Origin of the sequence: Streptomyces sp. NPDC091412 (assembly GCF_044756885.1) — a bacterium.
In the GTDB taxonomy this organism is placed as follows: Bacteria; Actinomycetota; Actinomycetes; order Streptomycetales; family Streptomycetaceae; genus Streptomyces.
This window is the reverse complement of sequence record NZ_JBIVTV010000002.1, coordinates 439,719-458,511: the sequence shown is the minus strand read 5'-3', so window position 1 is coordinate 458,511 and position 18,793 is coordinate 439,719. Positions and strand designations below refer to the sequence as shown.

Below are 18,793 nucleotides of genomic sequence, written 5' to 3'. Positions count from 1 at the left end.
CGGGGGCTGTTATTTCCCCCCCGGGCGCGCCCCCCGCCCGGCCCCCCCGGCCCCCCCCGCGGGGGGGGGCGGGCGTCGCCGCGTCGACAGCCGTAAGGCGTGACGGGGGCAGCCTGACACGCATGGTGCCGCCACGGCGGCGGTCGTGGCGGGGTCACAACCGCGGCGGCGGGCAGTCCCGCGGCACGGCCGCACCGGGCGACCATCTCGCCGGCTGGGCGCCGAGCGGGGCCGGCGCCGCCCCGCCCCCACCTCGCCACGAAAGCCCGAGCCGGCACGCCCGGGTCGGCCGGAGAGGCGTCCCGGGGCAGGTCAGCCCGCACGCCCGGCTCCCGGACCTGGGGTCTTTCGTTCGGATCAGGCCGGATCAGGGAGCGGGGTCCGGTGCCGTGCATCGCGAGGCGGAGGAGGGCGGCAGGGCGGAGCCCTGCCGACCGACGACAACGCGGCTGGGGGTACCCCCTGCTCGAAGAGCTTGGGGGAACGATGCCAGGCCCCGCGAGCCCGGCATGATCCAAACGAGAGGCCCTGGGGAAGGCCTCGCGGAACGGGTCCGCAGGGACCAGTACCGCCCCGCTCCTGGCCCACCGGGGCGCCGCTGTCTGCTGTGTGTCGCCGGTGGTGCGCCGGGAGGTCACGGACCCGGGCGGTCGAGTGGCCGACAGCGGCGGCGTGGGCGCCGGCAGGCGGTTCACTCGCCCGTGATGATCTCCGCCGCCGCTCGGCCGCAGACGCGGGCCGCGCCGTGGGTGGCGATGTGGAGGGCGCCGCGCGGGGGCGCCTGGGGGACGCCCATCTCGACGATCACCGTGTCCGGGCGGGCCGCGAGCAGGGTGTCCAGGGCGGCCGCCATCCAGGGGTGGCGGTGCTCGTCGCGGACGACGGCCACCACACGCCGGGTGCCGGCCTCCTGAAGGGCCGAGCGGCCCGCGCCCTCGCCGGCGAAGCTGCCCGTCCGGGTGCCCGGCAGGAGGCGGCAGAGCTCGGCGGCCACGCCCCACGGGGTCTCGTCGCCGACGGCGATGTTGGCGACGGGGGTGAGGGCGGCGACGTAGGGCGGATCCGTGAGCGGGGTGAAGCCCTCCGCGGCGGTGACACGCAGCGCGCGCCGGGCCGCCCGCAGCCCGGCCACCGGATCGGCGTCGCCGTCCGTCCCGGCCGGGCCCGCGGCCGCGGCGGTCCAGCGGGCGAGGGCGCGGACCCGGTCGGCGGCGTCCGCCAGCCGTTCCTCGGGCAGTTCACCGGAGCGGACCGCGGCGACCAGGGCGTCACGCAGACCGGTCACGGTCTCGTCGTCGGCCAGTCCGCCGCCCACGCAGATCGCGTCGGCTCCGGCGGCGATGGCCAGGACGCTGCCGCGCCGGATGCCGTAGTTGTCCGCGATGGCCCGCATCTCCATGCCGTCGGTGACGATCAGGCCCTCGTAGCCCAGTTCGCCGCGCAGCAGGTCGGTCAGCACCCGGCGGGACAACGTTGCCGGAAGCTCCGGGTCCAGGGCCGGCACCAGGATGTGGGCGCTCATCACGGCCTTGCTGCCGGCGGCGATCGCCGCGCGGAACGGGGCCAGTTCGCGCTCCTGGAGCACCTCGGCGCCCACGTCGATGCGGGGCATCGCGTGGTGGGAGTCCACGGCGGTGTCGCCGTGCCCGGGGAAGTGCTTGGTGCAGGCGGCGACCCCCGCGGACTGGAGGCCGGTGACGTAGGCGGCGGTGTGCCGGGCGACCAGGTCGGTGGAGGCCCCGAAGGACCGTACGCCGATGACCGGGTTGCCGGGGTTGGAGTTGACGTCCGCGGAGGGCGCCCAGTTGAAGTTCACTCCGCACTCGGCCAGCCGCCTGCCGAGTTCGCGGGCGACGGCCTGGGTCAGTTCCACGTCGTCCACCGCGCCCAGCGCGTGGTTGCCGGGGAAGCTGGAGCCGGTGCGCACCTCCAGACGGGTGACGTCGCCGCCCTCCTCGTCGATGGCGACCAGGACGTCCTCGCGTTCGGCGCGCAACTGGGCGGTGAGGGCGGCCAGCTGTTCGGGCGAGGCGATGTTCCGGCCGAACAGGCCGACCGAGGACAGGCCCTCGCCCAGGCGCCGGAGCAGCCAGTCTGGGGCCATGGTCCCGGTGAAGCCGGGCTGGAGGACCGTCAGCGCGTCGCGGGTGAGTGTGTCGGTGCCGGTGGCGATTGTCGTCATCGGGTGGCGTTATCCCTTCACGGCGCCCGCGGTCAGGCCACTGACGGCCTTGCGCTGGAGGTAGACGAAGAGGATCAGGATCGGGACGGCGAAGAGGGAGGAGGCCGCCATGGTCGCACCCCAGTCGTCGCCGAACTGGGTCTGGAAGCTGGACAGCCACAGCGGCAGCGTCTTGGACTCGGGGTCCTTGTTCAGCACCAGGACGAGGGCGAACTCGTTCCAGGCGGTGATGAAGCCGAACAGCGAGGTGGCCATCAGGCCCGGGGCGAGCAGCGGCAGGATGACCCGGCGGAAGGCCGTCATACGGGAGCAGCCGTCCACCATGGCCGCCTCCTCCAGTTCCTTCGGCACGGCGGCGACGAAGCCGCGCAGCGTCAGGATGGTGAAGGGCAGGATCATCATCGTGTAGAAGAGCGTCAGCGGCACGAGGCTGTTCAGCATCGACGCGTCCCGCACGATCATGTAGATGGCGATGATCATGACTTCCCAGGGCGCCATCTGGGCCAGCATGAAGCCGATGACGAAGCCGCGCCGCCCCTTGAAGCGCATCCGCGCCAGGGCGAAGGAGCCGGCCAGCGCGATGACCAGCGAGAAGATGACGGCGAGGACGGTGACGGTCACCGAGTTGGTGACGTACCTCCAGAAGTGGTCGACCGTCGTCGCCGTCCTGAAGTGTTCGAAGGTGAAGTCGACCGGGAACCAGACCGGGTCCTCGGAGATGATGTCGCCGGTCGGCTTGAAGGCCGTGGAGAACATCCAGTACACGGGGAAGACGAAGCCGATGAACAGGACGACGGCCGTGACGTTGGGCCACAGGCGGCCGAAGAGCGAACGCTTCACAGCTCGTCCTCCTCTTGCTTGAGCACGATCCTGAGGTAGTAGGCGGTCAGGCCGAGCAGGATCAGGATGGTCAGGACGGCGATCGCCGCACCCATGCCGTAGTGCTGGTTGCCCATGCCCTCGATGTAGGCGTAGACGGGCAAGGTCTCGGTGAGCCGGTCCGGGCCGCCGTTGTTGATGAGAAGGACCTGCGCGAACGCCTTGAAGACCCAGATGATCTCCAGGAAGGTCGTCGCGTAGAGGAAGGGCCGCAGGAACGGCAGGGTGACCGTGGTGAAGCTCCGCCAGGCACCGGCGCCGTCGAGGGAGGCCGCCTCGTACAGCTCGGCGGGGATGGTGGTGGTCGCCGCGTACAGGTTGATCGCGACGAACGGGATGGACCCCCACACGATCAGCGCGGTGATGACGAAGAACGTCGACATCCGGCTGCTGGTCCAGCTGTAGTCGGCCATCGAGTGCCAGCCGAGCTTGTCCAGCACCCAGTTGACGACGCCGAAGCGCTGGGCGAACAGCCACTGGTAGACGGTGCTGGCCGCCACGATGGGCATGGCCCAGGCCAGCACCAGGCCGATCAGCAGGGTGAACCGCATGCGCTTGCCGAGGCGGGCGAGCAGCAGGCCGACCAGCGTGCCCAGGACCATGATCAGGGCGACGTTGACCGCCGTGAACAGGATGGAGCGGAGGGTGACCCCCCAGAAGTCCTCACTGGTGAGGGTCTCCGTGTAGTTCTCGATGCCGTTCCACTCGGTGACGTGCTGGATCAGCTGCGTCATGTTGAGGTTCTGGAACGACAGCAGGAAGTCCTTCAGCAGCGGCCAGCCGAGCAGCAGCACAGTGGCCGCGCAGGCGGGCAGCAGCAACAGATAGGGGGCGAACCCGCCGCTGCGCGAGGCGGCTCGCGGTGTCGGACCGCCCGGTGCCCGGCCGTCCGCCCTGCGGGCGTCCACCGGGCCTGAGGGCGGCCGTTCGGTCTGCACGGTCATGCTCGCGATCTCTCTTCTCCGCCGAGGGGCCCTAGGTACGTCGACCCGCGTACAGGTGCCGGGGCGGGGCGGCCGTCCGTGGTACGGCCGCTCCGCCCCGGCTCACCCGGTGCTACTGCTTCTGCGCCAGGCGCTTGTTGAACTCGCCCTCGACCTGCTTGGCGGCCTCGGCCGGGGACTTCCCCTTCAGCACGGCGGTCATGTAGGCCTTGACCGGGTTCGGGTCGTTCTCCACCGCGGCCCACTCCGGGATCAGCGGCGTGGTGCCACCGCCCGCGGCGGCCGGGGCGGCGGCCTCGGCGACGGCGTTGCCCTGGAGGTTGCTCTGCAGCGACTCCTTGTTCGGGATGACGCCGTTCTCCTTGGCCAGCTGGCCCTCGTACTGGTCGGACAGGGCGATCTTCAGGAACTCGCGGGCGAGTTCCTGCTTCTTGCTGCCCGCGGCGACGGCGAGGTTGGAGCCGCCGAGGAAGACGCCCTCGGGCTTGTCGGCCGTGGCGCCCGGGATGGTGAAGTAGCCGATCTCCTTCTCGATCTTCGGGTTGGCCTTGATCGCGATGCCGGCCTCCCAGCCCATGCCGATGAAGGCGCCGACCTTGCCCTTGGCGAAGACCTCGCCCTGCTGCGGGTGGGCCTCGTCCTTGTCCTTGGGCGCCTTGGACAGGGCCTGGAACTTCTTGTAGGTCTCCATGGCGGCGGCGACCTTCGGGTCGGCCAGGTTGGAGACGTACTTGTCGCCGTCCTTCTTCACCAGCTCGCCGCCCTCGCCGATCACCAGGCCGACGAAGTGGTACCAGTTCTGGCCGGGCAGGTAGATCGGCTCGGCGCCGGTCTTGTCCCCGACCTTCTTGAGGTCGGCGTAGAACTCGTCGCGGGTCTTGGGGGTGTCCTTGATGCCGGCGTCGGCCCAGAGCTTCTTGTTGTAGAGGACGACGCGGTTGGCGAAGTACCACGGGGCCGCGTACTGCTTGCCCTCGTAGACGGAGGAGTTGTTGAGGGCCTCGGTCCAGTCGGCGCCGACCGAGGACTTCAGGTCCGCGAGGTCGGCGAGGCCGCCGGTCTTGGCGTAGGCCGGGGTCTGGGTGTTGCCGATCTCGAAGACGTCCGGCGGGTTCTCCTCGGACAGCGCGGTGGTCAGCTTCTGCTGGATGCCGTCCCACTGCTGGATCTCGAACTTGACCTTGGCCTTGGTCTTGGCCTCGAAGGCCGCGGAGACGTCCTTCTGCCACTGGTCCGGGGAGGAGCCGTCCATCACCCACACCGTGAGCGTCTGGCCGGCGTAGCCGTCCTTGCCGCTCTTGGCCTTGCCCCCGTCGTCGTCCTTGCCGCCCCCACACGCCGCGATGGAGACCATCATGCCCGCGATACCGATCGCGGCTACCAGCTTGCGCTTCACGCCACCCTCCTCAGGGATGCCACAAACCCCCCTGCCTCCCCGCGGTTGAGCGACATCCGAGCGTCGGCGTAACCGCCCGTGGGGCCGGGACCTGGACCAATGGTGTAGACCAGTACGGGGAGCTTGGCCCAGACCAATAGGGCTGTCAAGAGTGCGCCGACCCGCTCAGGTGGTCCGTTATGGGACCGCGATATGCAGGGACCTTTCATTGTTCGTCCGGCAAAATGGACGCTCGCGTTCCACTGGACCAGTGGCGACCGTACGCCACTCGCCGGCCGCGCCGGCCGCGTGGACCACCGACCCTGGCCGGGGTGATGGACTAGACCAGCCGGAGTCACGACGGTATACAGAGGAGATCACGGAGCGTACGGGTGACCACCCGGCACGCGAAGCCGTGCCACGATGTGAGCGGGGCCGACGGGACGTCGGCCGCTTCGGCACTGGAGCCGGGAAGGCGGAGCATGAGCACCGACGTCAGCAGTGCGGAGAACGAGGGTGGGGCGACCGTCCGTACCGCGCGCGTGCCCAAGTACTACCGCCTGAAGAAGCACCTGCTCGACATCACCCAGACGCTGCCGCCCGGCACTCCGGTCCCGCCGGAGCGGACCCTGGCGGCCGAGTTCGACACCTCGCGGACCACGGTGCGGCAGGCGCTTCAGGAGCTCGTCGTCGAGGGACGGCTGGAGCGCATCCAGGGCAAGGGCACCTTCGTCGCCAAGCCGAAGGTCTCCCAGGCGCTGCAACTGACCTCCTACACCGAGGACATGCGCGCCCAGGGCCTGGAGCCGACCTCGCAGCTGCTGGACATCGGCTACGTGACCGCCGACGACCGCCTGGCCGAACTGCTCGACATCACCGCCGGGGGGCGGGTGCTGCGCATCGAGCGGCTGCGCATGGCCAACGGCGAGCCGATGGCCATCGAGACCACCCACCTGTCGGCCAAGCGCTTCCCGGCGCTGCGGCGCAGCCTGGTGAAGTACACCTCCCTCTACACCGCCCTCGCCGAGGTCTACGACGTCCATCTCGCCGAGGCCGAGGAGACCATCGAGACCTCGCTGGCCACTCCGCGCGAGGCGGGCCTGCTCGGCACCGACGTGGGCCTGCCGATGCTGCTGCTGTCCCGGCACTCCCTGGACCGCGAGGGCCGGCCGGTGGAGTGGGTGCGGTCGGTGTACCGCGGGGACCGCTACAAGTTCGTGGCCCGTCTCAAGCGCCCGCAGGAGTAAGGGCCTTGTGATGGCGTAAGAATCTCGTGGCGGTCCGCGGCGTCATGTGCGCGAGGGATTCCGCGCGTGTGACACCGTGACCTAGATTGCCTGCGCACCGCACGGACGCTCGCCGGTGATCAGCTAGGGGACGGAGTCGCCACATGTCGAATGCCCCGGAAACCACCAGAGCGGTGGTGACACCCTTACGGGTCGTCATCGCCCTCTGTCTCGTCGTCCCCTTCGGGGCGCTGTTATGGGTGGGGTCGTACGCGAAGACGGATCCGGCGTTCATCGGGATCCCGTTCTTCTACTGGTACCAGATGCTGTGGGTGGTCCTCTCCGCGGCCCTGACGATGACCGCGTACCGGCTGTGGCTGCGTGATCAGCGCGCCGCCCGGGCCTCGCAGGCCGCCCCGACCGCCCCTACCTCCACGGCCGAGGACGGGGGTGCGGTGAAGTGAAGGACGGCGTCAACGGCGTCGCGCTCGGCGTCTGTGTCTTCTTCTTCCTGCTCGTCACCGTCATGGGCTTCCTGGCCGCGCGCTGGCGCCGTGCCGAGAACGAGCACAGCCTGGACGAATGGGGCCTGGGCGGCCGGTCGTTCGGCACCTGGGTGACCTGGTTCCTGCTCGGCGGCGACCTGTACACCGCCTACACCTTCGTGGCGGTGCCGGCCGCCGTCTACGCCACGGGCGCGGCCGGCTTCTTCGCGGTGCCGTACACGATCCTGGTCTACCCGCTGATCTTCACGTTCCTGCCGCGGCTGTGGTCGGTGTCCCACCGGCACGGATACGTGACCACCTCGGACTTCGTCCGCGGCCGGTTCGGCTCCAAGAGCCTGTCGCTGGCCGTGGCGCTCACCGGCATCCTCGCGACCATGCCGTACATCGCGCTCCAACTGGTCGGCATCCAGGCCGTCCTTGACGTGATGGGCGTCGGCGGCGGCGACAGCACCCACTGGTTCGTGAAGGACCTGCCGCTGCTGATCGCCTTCGGCGTGCTGGCGGCGTACACCTACTCGTCGGGGCTGCGCGCGCCCGCGCTGATCGCGTTCGTGAAGGACACCCTGATCTACATCGTGATCGCGGTGGCCATCATCTACATCCCGATCAAGCTGGGCGGCTTCGGCGAGGTGTTCGCCAAGGCGGACCAGAAGTTCAGCGAGTCGGGGACGGGCGGCCTGGTGCCGGCGGCGGCCGGTCAGTGGACGTACGCCACGCTGGCCCTGGGCTCCGCGCTCGCGCTGTTCATGTACCCGCACTCGATCACCGCGACCCTGTCCTCGCGCAGCCGCGAGGTGATCCGCCGCAACACCACGATCCTGCCGCTGTACTCGCTGATGCTGGGCCTGCTCGCCCTGCTGGGCTTCATGGCGATCGCGGCGGGCGTGCAGGTGAAGAACGGCCAGCTGGCCATTCCACAGCTGTTCGAGAACATGTTCCCGGACTGGTTCGCGGGGGTGGCGTTCGCTGCGATCGCCATCGGCGCGCTGGTGCCGGCGGCCATCATGTCGATCGCCGCCGCGAACCTGTTCACCCGCAACATCTACAAGGACTTCCTCCGTCCGCACGCGACGCCGAAGGAGGAGACCCGGGTCTCCAAGATCGTGTCGCTGCTGGTCAAGGTGGGCGCGCTGGTCTTCGTCCTGACCATGGACAAGACGGTCGCCATCAACTTCCAGCTGCTCGGCGGCATCTGGATCCTGCAGACCTTCCCGGCCCTGGTCGGCGGCCTGTTCACCCGCTGGTTCCACCGCTGGGCGCTGCTGGCGGGCTGGGCCGTCGGCATGGTCTACGGCACGGTCGCCGCCTACGGGGTCGCCTCGCCGACGCAGAAGCACTTCGGCGGCTCGGCGAAGGAGATCCCGGGCATCGGCGAGATCGGCTACATCGGCCTGACGGCGTTCGTGCTCAACGCGGCCGTCGCGGTGGTCCTGACGCTCGTGCTGAGGGCGGCGAAGGCGCCTGAGGGCGTGGACGAGACCCGGCCGGAGGACTACACGGCGGACGCCGGCGACCCGGACGTCGAGGTGGAACTCCCGCCGGCCACGGCGGCGGCCCCGCGCTGACAACCGGGAGGGGCATCCCACGGGCCGCCGGAGAAATCCGGCGGCCTGCCGCCGTGCCCGTGCGGCACACTCGGGCGCATGGACATCGTGATCCGGCCGGTGGAACCCGGCGAGTACGGCACCCTCGGTGAGATCACCGCGCAGGCCTACCTCCGGGACGGCCTCCTCGACTTCGGCGAGAGCGACGAGTATCTCGGCGAGCTGCGGGACGTGGCCAAGCGGGCGGCCGCGGCCGAGGTACTGGTGGCGGTGGCGGACGGGAAGGTGCTCGGCGGCGTGACCTTCGTCCCCGGCACGGGCCCCATGGCCGACCTCGCCGGTCCCGGGGAGACCGAGATACGGATGCTCGCCGTCGCGCACACGGCGCGCGGCCGAGGCGTCGGCGAGGCCCTCGTACGGGCCTGTCTGGACCGGGCACGGGCCGTGGAGGGCTGTGTCCGCGTGGTGCTGTCCACCCAGAGCGCCATGCACACCGCCCACCGCATCTACGAGCGCCTGGGCTTCGTCCGCACGCCGGGCCGGGACTGGAACCCCCTCCCGCACCTGGACGACATCATGCTGCTCACCTACGAGTTGACATTCTGACACGTTCCGGAATCGACACGGCACAACATATGGGGGTGCCCGACTCACTCAGCACAAGATGTATGCTCGTGCTCACTGTCGCCGCAGGGGAATCCGGTGCGAATCCGGAACTGTCCCGCAACGGTGTACTCGTGCGCGTATGCCCCCATGGGCCGTCACGAGCGTCAGTCCGAGGACCTGCCGACAGTGCGCCCGGCCGTCCGGTCCGGGTGCCCTGACGTCCGGGCTTCGTGGAATGGGCCGGTGGACGCGGCGCCGCGTGCGCTCGTGTGCTGCCCCCTGCCCTCGGCGAGGCCCCGTGCCGAGCGAGGGAGAGCTCCACGTGACCATCGCGCCAGCAGACCCGGTTTCAGCCACAGCTCCGGAAACCGACGGTCCAGGTGCCGTACTGCTGCGGACCCTGACCGAGCTGACCGCCGACCTCCCCGACGCCGACCCCGGCCGGGTCGCCGCCGCCGCGCTGCGCGGCCGGTCGGCGCGGGCCGACGAGGCCGAGTTGCGCGAGCTGGCCACGGAGGCGGCCGCCGGGCTCATCTCCGAGGACCCCGCCTACTCCCGGCTCGCGGCCAGGCTGCTGACCCTCGCCATCCGCGCCGAGGCCGCCTCCCAGGGCGTCGTGTCCTTCACCGACTCCGTCGCCGTCGGACACCGCGAGGGCCTTCTCGCCGACCGGACCGCCGAGTTCGCGCGCCGGTACGCCGACCGCCTCGACGCGCTGATCGACCCGGGCGCCGACGACCGCTTCGGCTACTTCGGCCTGCGCACCCTGCACAGCCGGTACCTGCTGCGGCACCCGATCACCCGCAAGGTGATCGAGACGCCGCAGCACTTCCTGCTGCGGGTCGCGGCGGGTCTCGCGCAGGACGACACCGCCCGGTCGGCCGACGAGGTCGAGGCGCTCTACGGATTGATGAGCCGCCTCGACTACCTCCCCTCCTCCCCCACGCTCTTCAACTCCGGTACGCGTCACCCCCAGATGTCGTCCTGCTACCTGCTCGACTCCCCCAGGGACGAGCTGGACTCCATCTACGAGCGCTACCTCCAGGTCGCGCGGCTGTCCAAGCACGCCGGCGGCATCGGCATCGCCTACTCCCGCATCCGCTCCCGCGGTTCGCTGATCCGCGGCACCAACGGGCACTCCAACGGCATCGTGCCGTTCCTGAAGACCCTGGACGCCTCGGTGGCCGCCGTGAACCAGGGCGGCCGCCGCAAGGGTGCCGCCGCGGTCTACCTGGAGACCTGGCACTCGGACATCGAGGAGTTCCTGGAGCTGCGCGACAACACCGGTGAGGACGCCCGCCGGACGCACAACCTCAACCTCGCGCACTGGGTCCCGGACGAGTTCATGCGCCGGGTGAACGCCGACGGGCAGTGGTCGCTGTTCTCCCCCTCGGACGTGCCGGAGCTGACCGACCTGTGGGGCGAGGAGTTCGACGCCGCGTACCGCGCCGCGGAGGCGCGTGGCCTGGCCAGGAAGACCATGCCGGCCCGCGACCTGTACGGCCGTATGATGCGCACCCTCGCGCAGACCGGCAACGGCTGGATGACCTTCAAGGACGCCGCCAACCGCACCGCCAACCAGACGGCGCAGCCGGGCCACGTCGTCCACTCCTCCAACCTCTGCACGGAGATCCTGGAGGTCACCGACGACGGCGAGACGGCGGTGTGCAACCTGGGTTCGGTCAACCTCGGCGCGTTCGTGGCCGGCGGGGACATCGACTGGGAGCGGCTGGACGAGACCGTCCGCACCGCGGTCACCTTCCTCGACCGCGTGGTCGACATCAACTTCTACCCGACCGAGCAGGCGGGCCGCTCCAACGCCCGCTGGCGGCCGGTGGGCCTGGGCGCCATGGGCCTTCAGGACGTCTTCTTCAAGCTGCGCCTGCCCTTCGACTCCCCGGAGGCGAAGGCCCTGTCCACCCGTATCGCCGAGCGGATCATGCTCGCCGCGTACGAGGCGTCCGCCGACCTCGCCGAGCGCAACGGCCCGCTGCCCGCGTGGGAGAAGACCCGTACGGCCCAGGGCGTGCTGCACCCCGACCACTACGACGTCGAGCTGACCTGGCCGGAGCGCTGGGCGGCCCTGCGCGAGCGGATCGCCGCCGTCGGCATGCGCAACTCGCTGCTGCTCGCGATCGCCCCGACCGCGACCATCGCCTCGATCGCGGGCGTGTACGAGTGCATCGAGCCGCAGGTCTCCAACCTCTTCAAGCGCGAGACGCTCTCCGGGGAGTTCCTGCAGGTCAACTCGTACCTGGTGAACGATCTGAAGGCGCTCGGCGTCTGGGACGCCCGCACCCGCGAGGCGCTGCGCGAGGCGAACGGCTCGGTGCAGGACTTCGCGTGGATCCCCGAGGACGTGCGGACGCTGTACCGCACGGCGTGGGAGATCCCGCAGCGCGGTCTGATCGACATGGCCGCGGCCCGCACCGCGTTCCTGGACCAGTCCCAGTCCCTGAACCTGTTCCTGGAGACGCCGACCATCGGCAAGCTCTCCTCGATGTACGCCTACGCCTGGAGGCAGGGGCTGAAGACGACGTACTACCTGCGGTCCCGCCCGGCGACCCGGATCGCGCGCGCCGCCCGGGCCCAGGCCGCCGCCACCGTCCCCGTCCAGCAGGCGGCGCCGGACGCCGACGCGATCGCCTGCTCCCTTGAGAACCCCGAGTCCTGCGAGGCCTGCCAGTAATGACCAGCGAGACCAAGAACCTGCTCGACCCCGGCTTCGAGCTGACGCTCCGTCCGATGCGCTACCCGGACTTCTACGAGCGCTACCGGGACGCCATCAAGAACACCTGGACCGTGGAGGAGGTCGACCTCCACTCGGACGTCGCCGACCTCGCCAAGCTGAGCCCGGGCGAGCAGCACCTCATCGGCCGGCTGGTCGCGTTCTTCGCGACGGGCGACTCGATCGTCGCCAACAACCTGGTGCTCACGCTCTACAAGCACATCAACTCCCCCGAGGCGCGCCTGTACTTGAGCAGGCAGCTGTTCGAGGAGGCCGTGCACGTCCAGTTCTATCTGACGCTGCTGGACACCTACCTCCCGGACCCGGAGGACCGCGCCGCCGCCTTCGACGCGGTGGAGAACATCCCCTCCATCCGGGAGAAGGCCGAGTTCTGCTTCAAGTGGATGGACTCGGTGGAGAAGCTGGACCAGCTGGAGACGAAGGCGGACCGCCGGCGCTTCCTGCTCAACCTCGTCTGCTTCGCCGCGTGCATCGAGGGCCTGTTCTTCTACGGCGCCTTCGCCTACGTCTACTGGTTCCGCAGCCGCGGCCTGCTGCACGGTCTGGCCACCGGCACCAACTGGGTGTTCCGTGACGAGACGATGCACATGTCCTTCGCCTTCGACGTGGTCGACACCGTGCGCAAGGAGGAGCCGGACCTCTTCGACGAGGACCTCCAGCGGCAGGTCACCGACATGCTGCGGGAGGCCGTCGAGGCCGAGCTGCAGTTCGCGCGCGACCTGTGCGGTGACGGCCTCCCGGGGATGAACACCGACTCGATGCGGCAGTACCTGGAGTGCGTCGCCGATCAGCGCCTGACGCGCCTCGGCTTCGCTCCGGTGTACGGCTCCGAGAACCCCTTCTCCTTCATGGAGCTCCAGGGCGTTCAGGAGCTGACCAACTTCTTCGAGCGGCGCCCGTCGGCGTACCAGGTGGCGGTGGAGGGCACCGTCGACCTGGACGAGGACTTCTGAGCCTCGTCGCGGCTCTCGCGGGCCTCCCGGTCCTCGTGGGCCTGGCGGATCCGGCGGTCGGCACGTCGGTCGTGGACGATGCCGATCACCGACGGCAGGACCATGAGGACCAGGAGTCCGAGGACGACGAGCATCGAGATCAGGCCTTGCAGCTGTGTCGTAGTCATGGACACCAGTGTGGCGCCGGACGCTCCTTACCGTGAGTGGCAGGACTGCCGTACACCTTCAAAATCCTGCCACCGCGGGGGCACACTGGAGCCATGCTGAAAAACGTGGCCACCGTGCTGCTGGACGGAGTGCACCCCTTCGAGCTCGGCGTGGTCTGCGAGGTGTTCGGACTCGACCGCAGTGACGAGGGGCTGCCTGTCTACGACTTCGCGGTCGTCTCCGCGGAGGGCCCGGCGCTGAGCACCCACGTCCCCGGCCTCACGGTCTCGACACCGCACGGCCTGGACCGGCTGGAGGAGGCCGACCTGATCACGGTGCCGGCCACCGACGCCGTCACCTCGCGCGGCTACCCGCCCGAGCTCCTTGACGCGCTGCGCCGGGCGGTGGACCGGGGCGCGCGGGTGCTCAGCGTCTGCTCGGGCGTCTTCGTGCTGGGCGCCGCCGGTCTGCTGGACGGGCGGCGCTGCGCGGCGCACTGGAGGCACGCGGACGAACTGGCCCGGCGCTTCCCCCGGGCGATGGTCGAGCCGGACGTGCTGTACGTGGACGCGGACCCGGTGATCACCTCGGCCGGCACCGCCTCCGGTATCGACGCCTGCCTGCACATCGTGCGCAAGGAACAGGGCCCGGAGGTCGCCAACAAGATCGCCCGGCGGATGGTGGTGCCCCCGCATCGCGACGGCGGGCAGGCCCAGTACATCGAGCGGCCGCTGCCGAAGTCCTCCTGCGACACGGTCGGCGAGGTGCTGGTCTGGATGGAGCAGCATCTGGACCAGGAGGTCACCGTCGAACAGCTCGCCGCCCGCGCCCATATGTCGCCGCGGACCTTCGCCCGCCGCTTCCAGCAGGAGACGGGTACCACTCCGTACCGCTGGCTGCTGCGCCAACGCGTGCTGCTGGCACAGCGGTTGCTGGAGGCGACGGACGAGACCATGGACACGATCGCGGACCGTACGGGGTTCGGGACCGCGGCGGCGCTGCGGCACCAGTTCGTCCGCGCGCTGGGCACCACCCCGAACTCCTACCGGCGCGCGTTCCGGGGCCCGCAGGCCGCCTGAACGCGCGCCGTGCCGCTCACGTCACCTCAGCACCGGCCGCACCAGCATCCTCTCCGGGCGCAGGGTGATGCCGACCCGGGGCGTGCCGTCCGAACCGGGAACCTCCTCGAAGCGGAACTTCGTCGCCACCGCGGCGGTGAACAGACTCAAAAGCGCCATCGAGAAGTGGTCACTGGGGCACTTGCGGTTGCCCACGCTGAACGGGCTCATGGCGTATTTCGGTACGTCCTTGGCGCGTTCCGGAAGCCAGCGGTCGGGGTCGAACTCAAGGTTGTCCGGATACGAGCGCCGATCTCGCTGGACGGCGTACGGGCTGTAGATGATGTCCGCCCCGGCCGGAATGCGATAGCCACCGAGTTCGGTTTCGGTCACCGCCCGCCGCGTCAATACCCATACGGCCGGCCGCAAACGCATCGTCTCCACGATGACATTGTTGGTGTGTGTGAGTCTGCGGACGTCGTCGAATCCGACCGGGCGGCCGCCGGTGACGGATTCGACCTCCGCACGGATCCGGTCACCGTGTTCCGGGTGTATCGCGAGCACCCGGAGCAGCCACATGATCGTGGCGCCCACCGTTTCGCTGCCCGGGGTGAGTATCGCGACCACCTGGTCGTGGATCTCCTGTTCCCCGATGGGCTCGCCATTGTCGTCCTTGGCCGTCAGCAATGCCGTCAGCAAATCGTCCGGATTCCGACCGGATGCCCGGCGCTCGGCGATGATCTCGTCGACGAGGAGATGCAGATCGGCGAGCGCCCGGTTGAATTCACGGTTGGCCGGCAGCGGCAGCCGGTACAGCGGCCCGAGCGGCACCACCATCCGCTGGTACATCCCGCGGAAGACGGTGGCCAGCGCGTCGCACAGCCGGTCGGCGCACTCGTCCATGTACCGGCCGCGCAGCAGGCAGCGGGCCGCGATCCGCACGGCGATCCGGAAGGCCTCCGAGGCGCAGTCGATCGTCTCCCCGGGCCGCCAGCGCTCGGTCAGCGCGTGCGCCTCCTCCTCCATGACCGGCCCGTAGGCGGGGATGGCGTCGAGCCGGAAGGCGGGCTGGATGGTGCGGCGCTGGCGCCGGTGCAGCGCGCCGTTGGAGGTGGCCACCCCCTCCTTGCCGACCAGGCCCTCCAAGGACTCCCACAGCGGGCCGGAGATGATGTAGTCGGGGCTGAGGGCCACCGCGCCGGTGAGGGCGGGCGTGGTGACGGCGTACACCGTCTTCGGGCCGAGCTGGAGCCGGACGACGTCGCCGTGGTCGCGCAGTTGGGACATGAAGGCCAGCGGATCGCGGACCAGTTTCAGACCGTGGCCGAGGAGCGGCACCCCGCCCCCGGCCACCGGTGGCTCTTGTGGTCCCGGTGCGTTGTGCCGGGTTTCCGACTGCACTGATTCGGCGGTCATTTCCCACCCGCCCCTTCGTTGTCGACGTACGGGGGTGTGGCCGGGTCCTCCCAACTGTCGACCATGTACCGGCCGGACTCGTGGTGGAACCAGTAGACGGAACTGAACCAGTTCCGCATATTGCCGAGGCACGCCCTTACGGCGGCGCTCAGTTCCTTTCCCCGTACCGTGCCGTCCGCGAGGCCGTCGGCGAAGCTCAATCCCTCCTGCTCCGCGAGCACGAATTCAGATACGCATTCCTCGATGCGCCCGCGCATTTCCGCTATCGCCTCCTCCGGACTCAGCCCGTCGTGTTTGACGAGACTGATCCCGAGGTTGTGCACCTCCTCGCCCGCTATTTCCTTGGGCAGTGAGCACAGATCGTTGTACCAGGCGGCGAATTCCTGACTCAGCAGCGCCGGACGCCGGTACGCGGGATTCTTCCGGACGGAGTCCGGGAGTTCACAGCCGGCGCTCGACTCCAGCAGATCGGTCCAGATCCAGTGGGCGAAGGTGAAGCGGCGCAGCGCGAGGTATTCCTCGACCGTGGGCACAACGTCCTCGACGCGGTTCTGGAATTCCCGGTCATAGGCGTCGATCACCGCGTGGAAGTGCCGCGCGAAGCGGGCGTTCCACCGCGCCGACAGGAACGAGTAGAAGCGCAGCACACTGTCCGCGAACCCCGCGACCAGGGCGTCCTGGTGGTGCAGGTGGTCCTGGGGGGAGTCCAGGGCCGTGTGCAGCGCGCGGCACAGCCGCTCCCAGGCGGCCGGCCGCCCGTGGACGACGTCGCGGTCCTGACGGTCGTCCCAGAGGAAGAACCACGCGCTGAAGTCCGCTATCGCCTGGACCACCTCGTCGGGGGCGCCGATGTAGTACCCCGCCATGAGGTCCGTGTAGCAGAGGCTGTCGGCGTGTTCCTCCACCTTGTCCGCGGACATGAGCCGCTTTTCCAGCAGCCAGCCGCGTGTCTTCTCCTGGAGTTGGGGCCAATACCCGTGCAACTGCCTGGGAAACTCGGCCTCGATCACCGGAAGCGCGAGCGTTGGTGGGACTGTGACCGCTGTCGTTGTCGGTGTGGTGCTGTATGGGAAAGCTGGCACGAACAAACCCCTCTCAGCCGCCGGTGGCGCACACCCTTCCGCCGTGCCGGGCGCACGCCGTCGCGTATCTCCGCACCCCCATTCAGCACCACAACTGACCGTTCTGGGAATGGATTTGCTCCATTCATCACCCCGGGATGCCGAGAATCTCCCCTTGTGTGACTGATTACGAATCACCAGAAGCGCACAAGGGATCGAATGCGTGACGGACACAAGTACGGCGCCCGACCGGACGTTCCGGTCGGGCGCCGTGTGCACAGGCCACTCGCGCCCCAACGGGCGGCAGGGGGTCAGTCGTTGGCGACCACGGGGTAGCGCGGCTCGTTCTCGGCCATCTGCCGCAGGGCGTCCTTGCGCTCACGCTTGGAGAGCCGGTCGATGTAGAGGTAGCCGTAGAGGTGGTCCGTCTCGTGCTGGAGGCACCGCGCGAAGTAGCCGGTGCCCCGCACCTTGATCGGGTTGCCCTGCTCGTCCTGCCCGGTCACCTCGGCGTAGTCGGGGCGGGCGAGCGGAGCGTAGGCGGTGGGCACGGACAGGCAGCCCTCGTTGCTGTCGTCCAGCCGGCGCTGCTCGGCGGGCAGCTCGACCAGCCGGGGGTTGCAGACGACCCCGACGTGCCGGGCGCCCTCGTCGTCCGGGCAGTCGTAGACGAAGACCTTCAGGTCCACGCCGATCTGGTTGGCGGCCAGGCCCACGCCCTCGGCGGTGTGCTGGCTGGCGAACATGTCGGCGACCAGCTGCTGGAGCTCCTCGCCGAAGTCGGTGACGTCCTTGCACTCCTTGTGCAGCACGGGGTTCCCGACGACCGTGATGGGCCGGGAGGTGCCGCGCTCACGCCAGGCCGTCTCGCGCTCCTCGCAGTCCTCCGTGTCGACGACGTACCCCTCGTCGTCGACGGGGAGCACGCCCGCGTGCTGCTGATCGGTGTCCTGCTGCGCCATGACCGACGTACGCCTTCCTGACAAGAACGGGGAGTGAATTCTGATACAGGGTACGGGGCCCGCGCCCCCGACCCGGCCCAGGACTGTCCGATATGCGACCGTGCCGGGAGGACTCGGCCGGCCACAACGGGCCCGCACGCGGGCCCGGGGCGGACCGGCGTCCTCAACAGACCTCTTCCAGATCCCGCCAGTCCCGCGAGTCCGGGCTGTCGGCCACCCACCCGTCCAGCAGCCCGCGGACCAGGGAAGCCGGAGCGGCCACTCCGCACTCCCGCTCCGGCACCCACAGCTGCCCGTCGGTGCGGTGCCCGAGCGGTCCGGGGTGCCCCGGCTCGCTGTGGTCGTGCGGATCGAGGTGCACCCCGTCGCCCTCGTCGGACGGCATCCGCGACTCCGAGCACATCCGGCACAGCAGCCGTACGGACGACGACCAGTCCTCGGCGGCGAAGCCGGCGTCGGCGGCGAGCTGCTCCAGCGCGTCCCGGTCGGCCTCGGTGGCGGCCTCCAGCAGGACCACCCAGGTGGGCACCGGCGAGGGCGCCCACAGCTCGATCTCGTCGAACACGGGGTAGGTGTGGCCGGCCGCGGTGGTCCGCTCCCCGTGGGGCACGCCGTCGTGCAGTACGACCTCGCCCCAGCGCCGCCCCGAGGAGGGCAGCGGGATGGACAGCACCTCGATCCGGGCCGGATCCAGGCGCCGACCCCAGACCACCTCGGCCTCGCCCTCCGGCGACAGCCGCACGGCCGCGCTGCCCAGTTCCATGCCCATCGGTTCCCCGGCGGCGGCCGCGCCTCCGGGCACCTTCAGTCCGTACGCCTGCCAGGCCCGCCGGGCCAGCGGCCAGTCCTGGAGTGCGGTGGCGGCGATGCCGACGTTCCACCAGTCGGGCGCCCCGGTCTCCTTCTCCAGCAGGGCCACGGCCCGCAGGCCCGCCGCCCTCGCCTGCTCCCAGTCGTGCCGGAACTTGTGCAGCAGGGCGAGGTTGAACCAGGACTCGGCCAGCCAGGGCTCCAGGTCGGCGGCGCGTGTCAGCAGCGCGCCCGCGTCCTCGTACCGGCCGTCGCCGATCAGCGTGAACGCCCGGTCGGTGGCCTGCCGCCAGGAGGCGGAGGGCCGGTGCCGTCCCTTGCCGAAGATCCTCACGATTCCCGCCTGCCAGTTCCGTCGAGTGGGTCGGCTTCTGC

16 protein-coding genes and 1 riboswitch are annotated in these 18,793 nt (G+C 70.0%); of the genes, 7 read left to right on the top strand and 9 right to left on the bottom strand.

Going from position 1 to position 18,793, the window contains the following annotated elements; translation table 11 throughout:
- Positions 1 to 691: 691 nt before the first annotated feature.
- The 4 genes from ACIQMV_RS06210 to ACIQMV_RS06195 form a co-directional block, all read right to left on the bottom strand.
- Positions 692 to 2,182 (bottom strand): glycoside hydrolase family 3 protein, encoded by a 1,491-nt coding sequence (locus tag ACIQMV_RS06210; RefSeq protein WP_402591504.1) that lies wholly within the window; start codon positions 2,180 to 2,182, stop codon positions 692 to 694.
- A 9-nt stretch (positions 2,183 to 2,191) separates the two neighbouring features.
- Positions 2,192 to 3,022, bottom strand: a complete 831-nt coding sequence (locus tag ACIQMV_RS06205) for a carbohydrate ABC transporter permease (protein ID WP_402591502.1) — start codon at positions 3,020 to 3,022, stop codon at positions 2,192 to 2,194.
- The gene (locus tag ACIQMV_RS06200) at positions 3,019 to 4,005 is read right to left on the bottom strand and encodes a carbohydrate ABC transporter permease (RefSeq protein WP_402591500.1); all 987 of its coding nucleotides are present in this window, start codon (positions 4,003 to 4,005) and stop codon (positions 3,019 to 3,021) included. The genes ACIQMV_RS06205 and ACIQMV_RS06200 overlap by 4 nt, the downstream gene beginning before the upstream one ends.
- 112 nt (positions 4,006 to 4,117) lie before the next feature.
- A complete protein-coding gene (locus ACIQMV_RS06195; RefSeq protein ID WP_402591498.1) occupies positions 4,118 to 5,401 on the bottom strand; it encodes an extracellular solute-binding protein in 1,284 nt (427 codons plus the stop codon).
- Between the two features lie 461 nt (positions 5,402 to 5,862).
- Here ACIQMV_RS06195 and ACIQMV_RS06190 point away from each other — a divergent pair, with 461 nt between their 5' ends.
- From ACIQMV_RS06190 to ACIQMV_RS06165, 6 genes are all read left to right on the top strand, one after another.
- Entirely contained in the window at positions 5,863 to 6,627 is a 765-nt protein-coding gene (locus ACIQMV_RS06190; RefSeq protein ID WP_141358515.1) for a GntR family transcriptional regulator, read from the top strand.
- Between the two features lie 143 nt (positions 6,628 to 6,770).
- Complete coding sequence (locus ACIQMV_RS06185) at positions 6,771 to 7,070, top strand: DUF3311 domain-containing protein (RefSeq protein ID WP_402591496.1); 300 nt, start codon at positions 6,771 to 6,773, stop codon at positions 7,068 to 7,070.
- Complete coding sequence (gene mctP, locus ACIQMV_RS06180) at positions 7,067 to 8,677, top strand: monocarboxylate uptake permease MctP (RefSeq protein WP_402591494.1); 1,611 nt, start codon at positions 7,067 to 7,069, stop codon at positions 8,675 to 8,677. The genes ACIQMV_RS06185 and mctP overlap by 4 nt, the downstream gene beginning before the upstream one ends.
- 78 nt (positions 8,678 to 8,755) lie before the next feature.
- Positions 8,756 to 9,262: a GNAT family N-acetyltransferase gene (locus ACIQMV_RS06175; protein ID WP_384171539.1), complete on the top strand. Its 507-nt coding sequence runs from the start codon at positions 8,756 to 8,758 to the stop codon at positions 9,260 to 9,262.
- 45 nt (positions 9,263 to 9,307) lie between these two features.
- Positions 9,308 to 9,462, top strand: a riboswitch (cobalamin riboswitch).
- Positions 9,463 to 9,584: 122 nt separating this feature from the next.
- The gene (locus ACIQMV_RS06170) at positions 9,585 to 11,951 is read left to right on the top strand and encodes a ribonucleoside-diphosphate reductase subunit alpha (RefSeq protein WP_402591491.1); all 2,367 of its coding nucleotides are present in this window, start codon (positions 9,585 to 9,587) and stop codon (positions 11,949 to 11,951) included.
- On the top strand, positions 11,951 to 12,964 hold the full coding sequence (locus tag ACIQMV_RS06165) for a ribonucleotide-diphosphate reductase subunit beta (RefSeq protein ID WP_141358523.1): 1,014 nt from the start codon (positions 11,951 to 11,953) through the stop codon (positions 12,962 to 12,964). Before ACIQMV_RS06170 ends, ACIQMV_RS06165 begins: the two co-directional genes overlap by 1 nt.
- Here the strand turns inward: ACIQMV_RS06165 and ACIQMV_RS06160 are convergent.
- Positions 12,877 to 13,131 (bottom strand): hypothetical protein, encoded by a 255-nt coding sequence (locus ACIQMV_RS06160; RefSeq protein WP_402591489.1) that lies wholly within the window; start codon positions 13,129 to 13,131, stop codon positions 12,877 to 12,879. The two genes, ACIQMV_RS06165 and ACIQMV_RS06160, sit on opposite strands and share 88 nt — an antisense overlap.
- Positions 13,132 to 13,224: 93 nt before the next feature.
- Here ACIQMV_RS06160 and ACIQMV_RS06155 point away from each other — a divergent pair, with 93 nt between their 5' ends.
- Complete coding sequence (locus ACIQMV_RS06155; protein WP_402591488.1) at positions 13,225 to 14,190, top strand: helix-turn-helix domain-containing protein; 966 nt, start codon at positions 13,225 to 13,227, stop codon at positions 14,188 to 14,190.
- Between the two features lie 21 nt (positions 14,191 to 14,211).
- On the opposite strand, the gene ACIQMV_RS06150 is transcribed toward ACIQMV_RS06155, so the two are convergent.
- The 4 genes from ACIQMV_RS06150 to ACIQMV_RS06135 all read right to left on the bottom strand — a co-directional run bounded on the left by ACIQMV_RS06150 (position 14,212) and on the right by ACIQMV_RS06135 (position 18,752).
- Positions 14,212 to 15,585 (bottom strand): cytochrome P450, encoded by a 1,374-nt coding sequence (locus tag ACIQMV_RS06150; RefSeq protein ID WP_402591487.1) that lies wholly within the window; start codon positions 15,583 to 15,585, stop codon positions 14,212 to 14,214.
- Entirely contained in the window at positions 15,582 to 16,667 is a 1,086-nt protein-coding gene (cyc1, locus tag ACIQMV_RS06145) for an epi-isozizaene synthase (protein WP_402591486.1), read from the bottom strand. Before cyc1 ends, ACIQMV_RS06150 begins: the two co-directional genes overlap by 4 nt.
- 290 nt (positions 16,668 to 16,957) lie before the next feature.
- Positions 16,958 to 17,608, bottom strand: a complete 651-nt coding sequence (gene def / locus ACIQMV_RS06140; protein WP_401778270.1) for a peptide deformylase — start codon at positions 17,606 to 17,608, stop codon at positions 16,958 to 16,960.
- 163 nt (positions 17,609 to 17,771) lie between these two features.
- The gene (locus ACIQMV_RS06135) at positions 17,772 to 18,752 is read right to left on the bottom strand and encodes a hypothetical protein (RefSeq protein ID WP_225075496.1); all 981 of its coding nucleotides are present in this window, start codon (positions 18,750 to 18,752) and stop codon (positions 17,772 to 17,774) included.
- Between the last annotated feature and the right edge of the window lie 41 nt (positions 18,753 to 18,793).

Bases quoted from the DNA above. Each gene is read 5' to 3' on its own strand.
- ACIQMV_RS06210 (WP_402591504.1), bottom strand. From the start codon at position 2,182: ATGACGACAATCGCCACCGGCACCGACACACTCACCCGCGACGCGCTG.
- ACIQMV_RS06175 (WP_384171539.1), top strand. From the start codon at position 8,756: ATGGACATCGTGATCCGGCCGGTGGAACCCGGCGAGTACGGCACCCTC.
- ACIQMV_RS06190 (WP_141358515.1), top strand. From the start codon at position 5,863: ATGAGCACCGACGTCAGCAGTGCGGAGAACGAGGGTGGGGCGACCGTC.
- ACIQMV_RS06200 (WP_402591500.1), bottom strand. From the start codon at position 4,005: ATGACCGTGCAGACCGAACGGCCGCCCTCAGGCCCGGTGGACGCCCGC.
- ACIQMV_RS06165 (WP_141358523.1), top strand. From the start codon at position 11,951: ATGACCAGCGAGACCAAGAACCTGCTCGACCCCGGCTTCGAGCTGACG.
- def (WP_401778270.1), bottom strand. From the start codon at position 17,608: ATGGCGCAGCAGGACACCGATCAGCAGCACGCGGGCGTGCTCCCCGTC.
- ACIQMV_RS06155 (WP_402591488.1), top strand. From the start codon at position 13,225: ATGCTGAAAAACGTGGCCACCGTGCTGCTGGACGGAGTGCACCCCTTC.
- ACIQMV_RS06150 (WP_402591487.1), bottom strand. From the start codon at position 15,585: ATGACCGCCGAATCAGTGCAGTCGGAAACCCGGCACAACGCACCGGGA.
- ACIQMV_RS06185 (WP_402591496.1), top strand. From the start codon at position 6,771: ATGTCGAATGCCCCGGAAACCACCAGAGCGGTGGTGACACCCTTACGG.
- ACIQMV_RS06160 (WP_402591489.1), bottom strand. From the start codon at position 13,131: ATGACTACGACACAGCTGCAAGGCCTGATCTCGATGCTCGTCGTCCTC.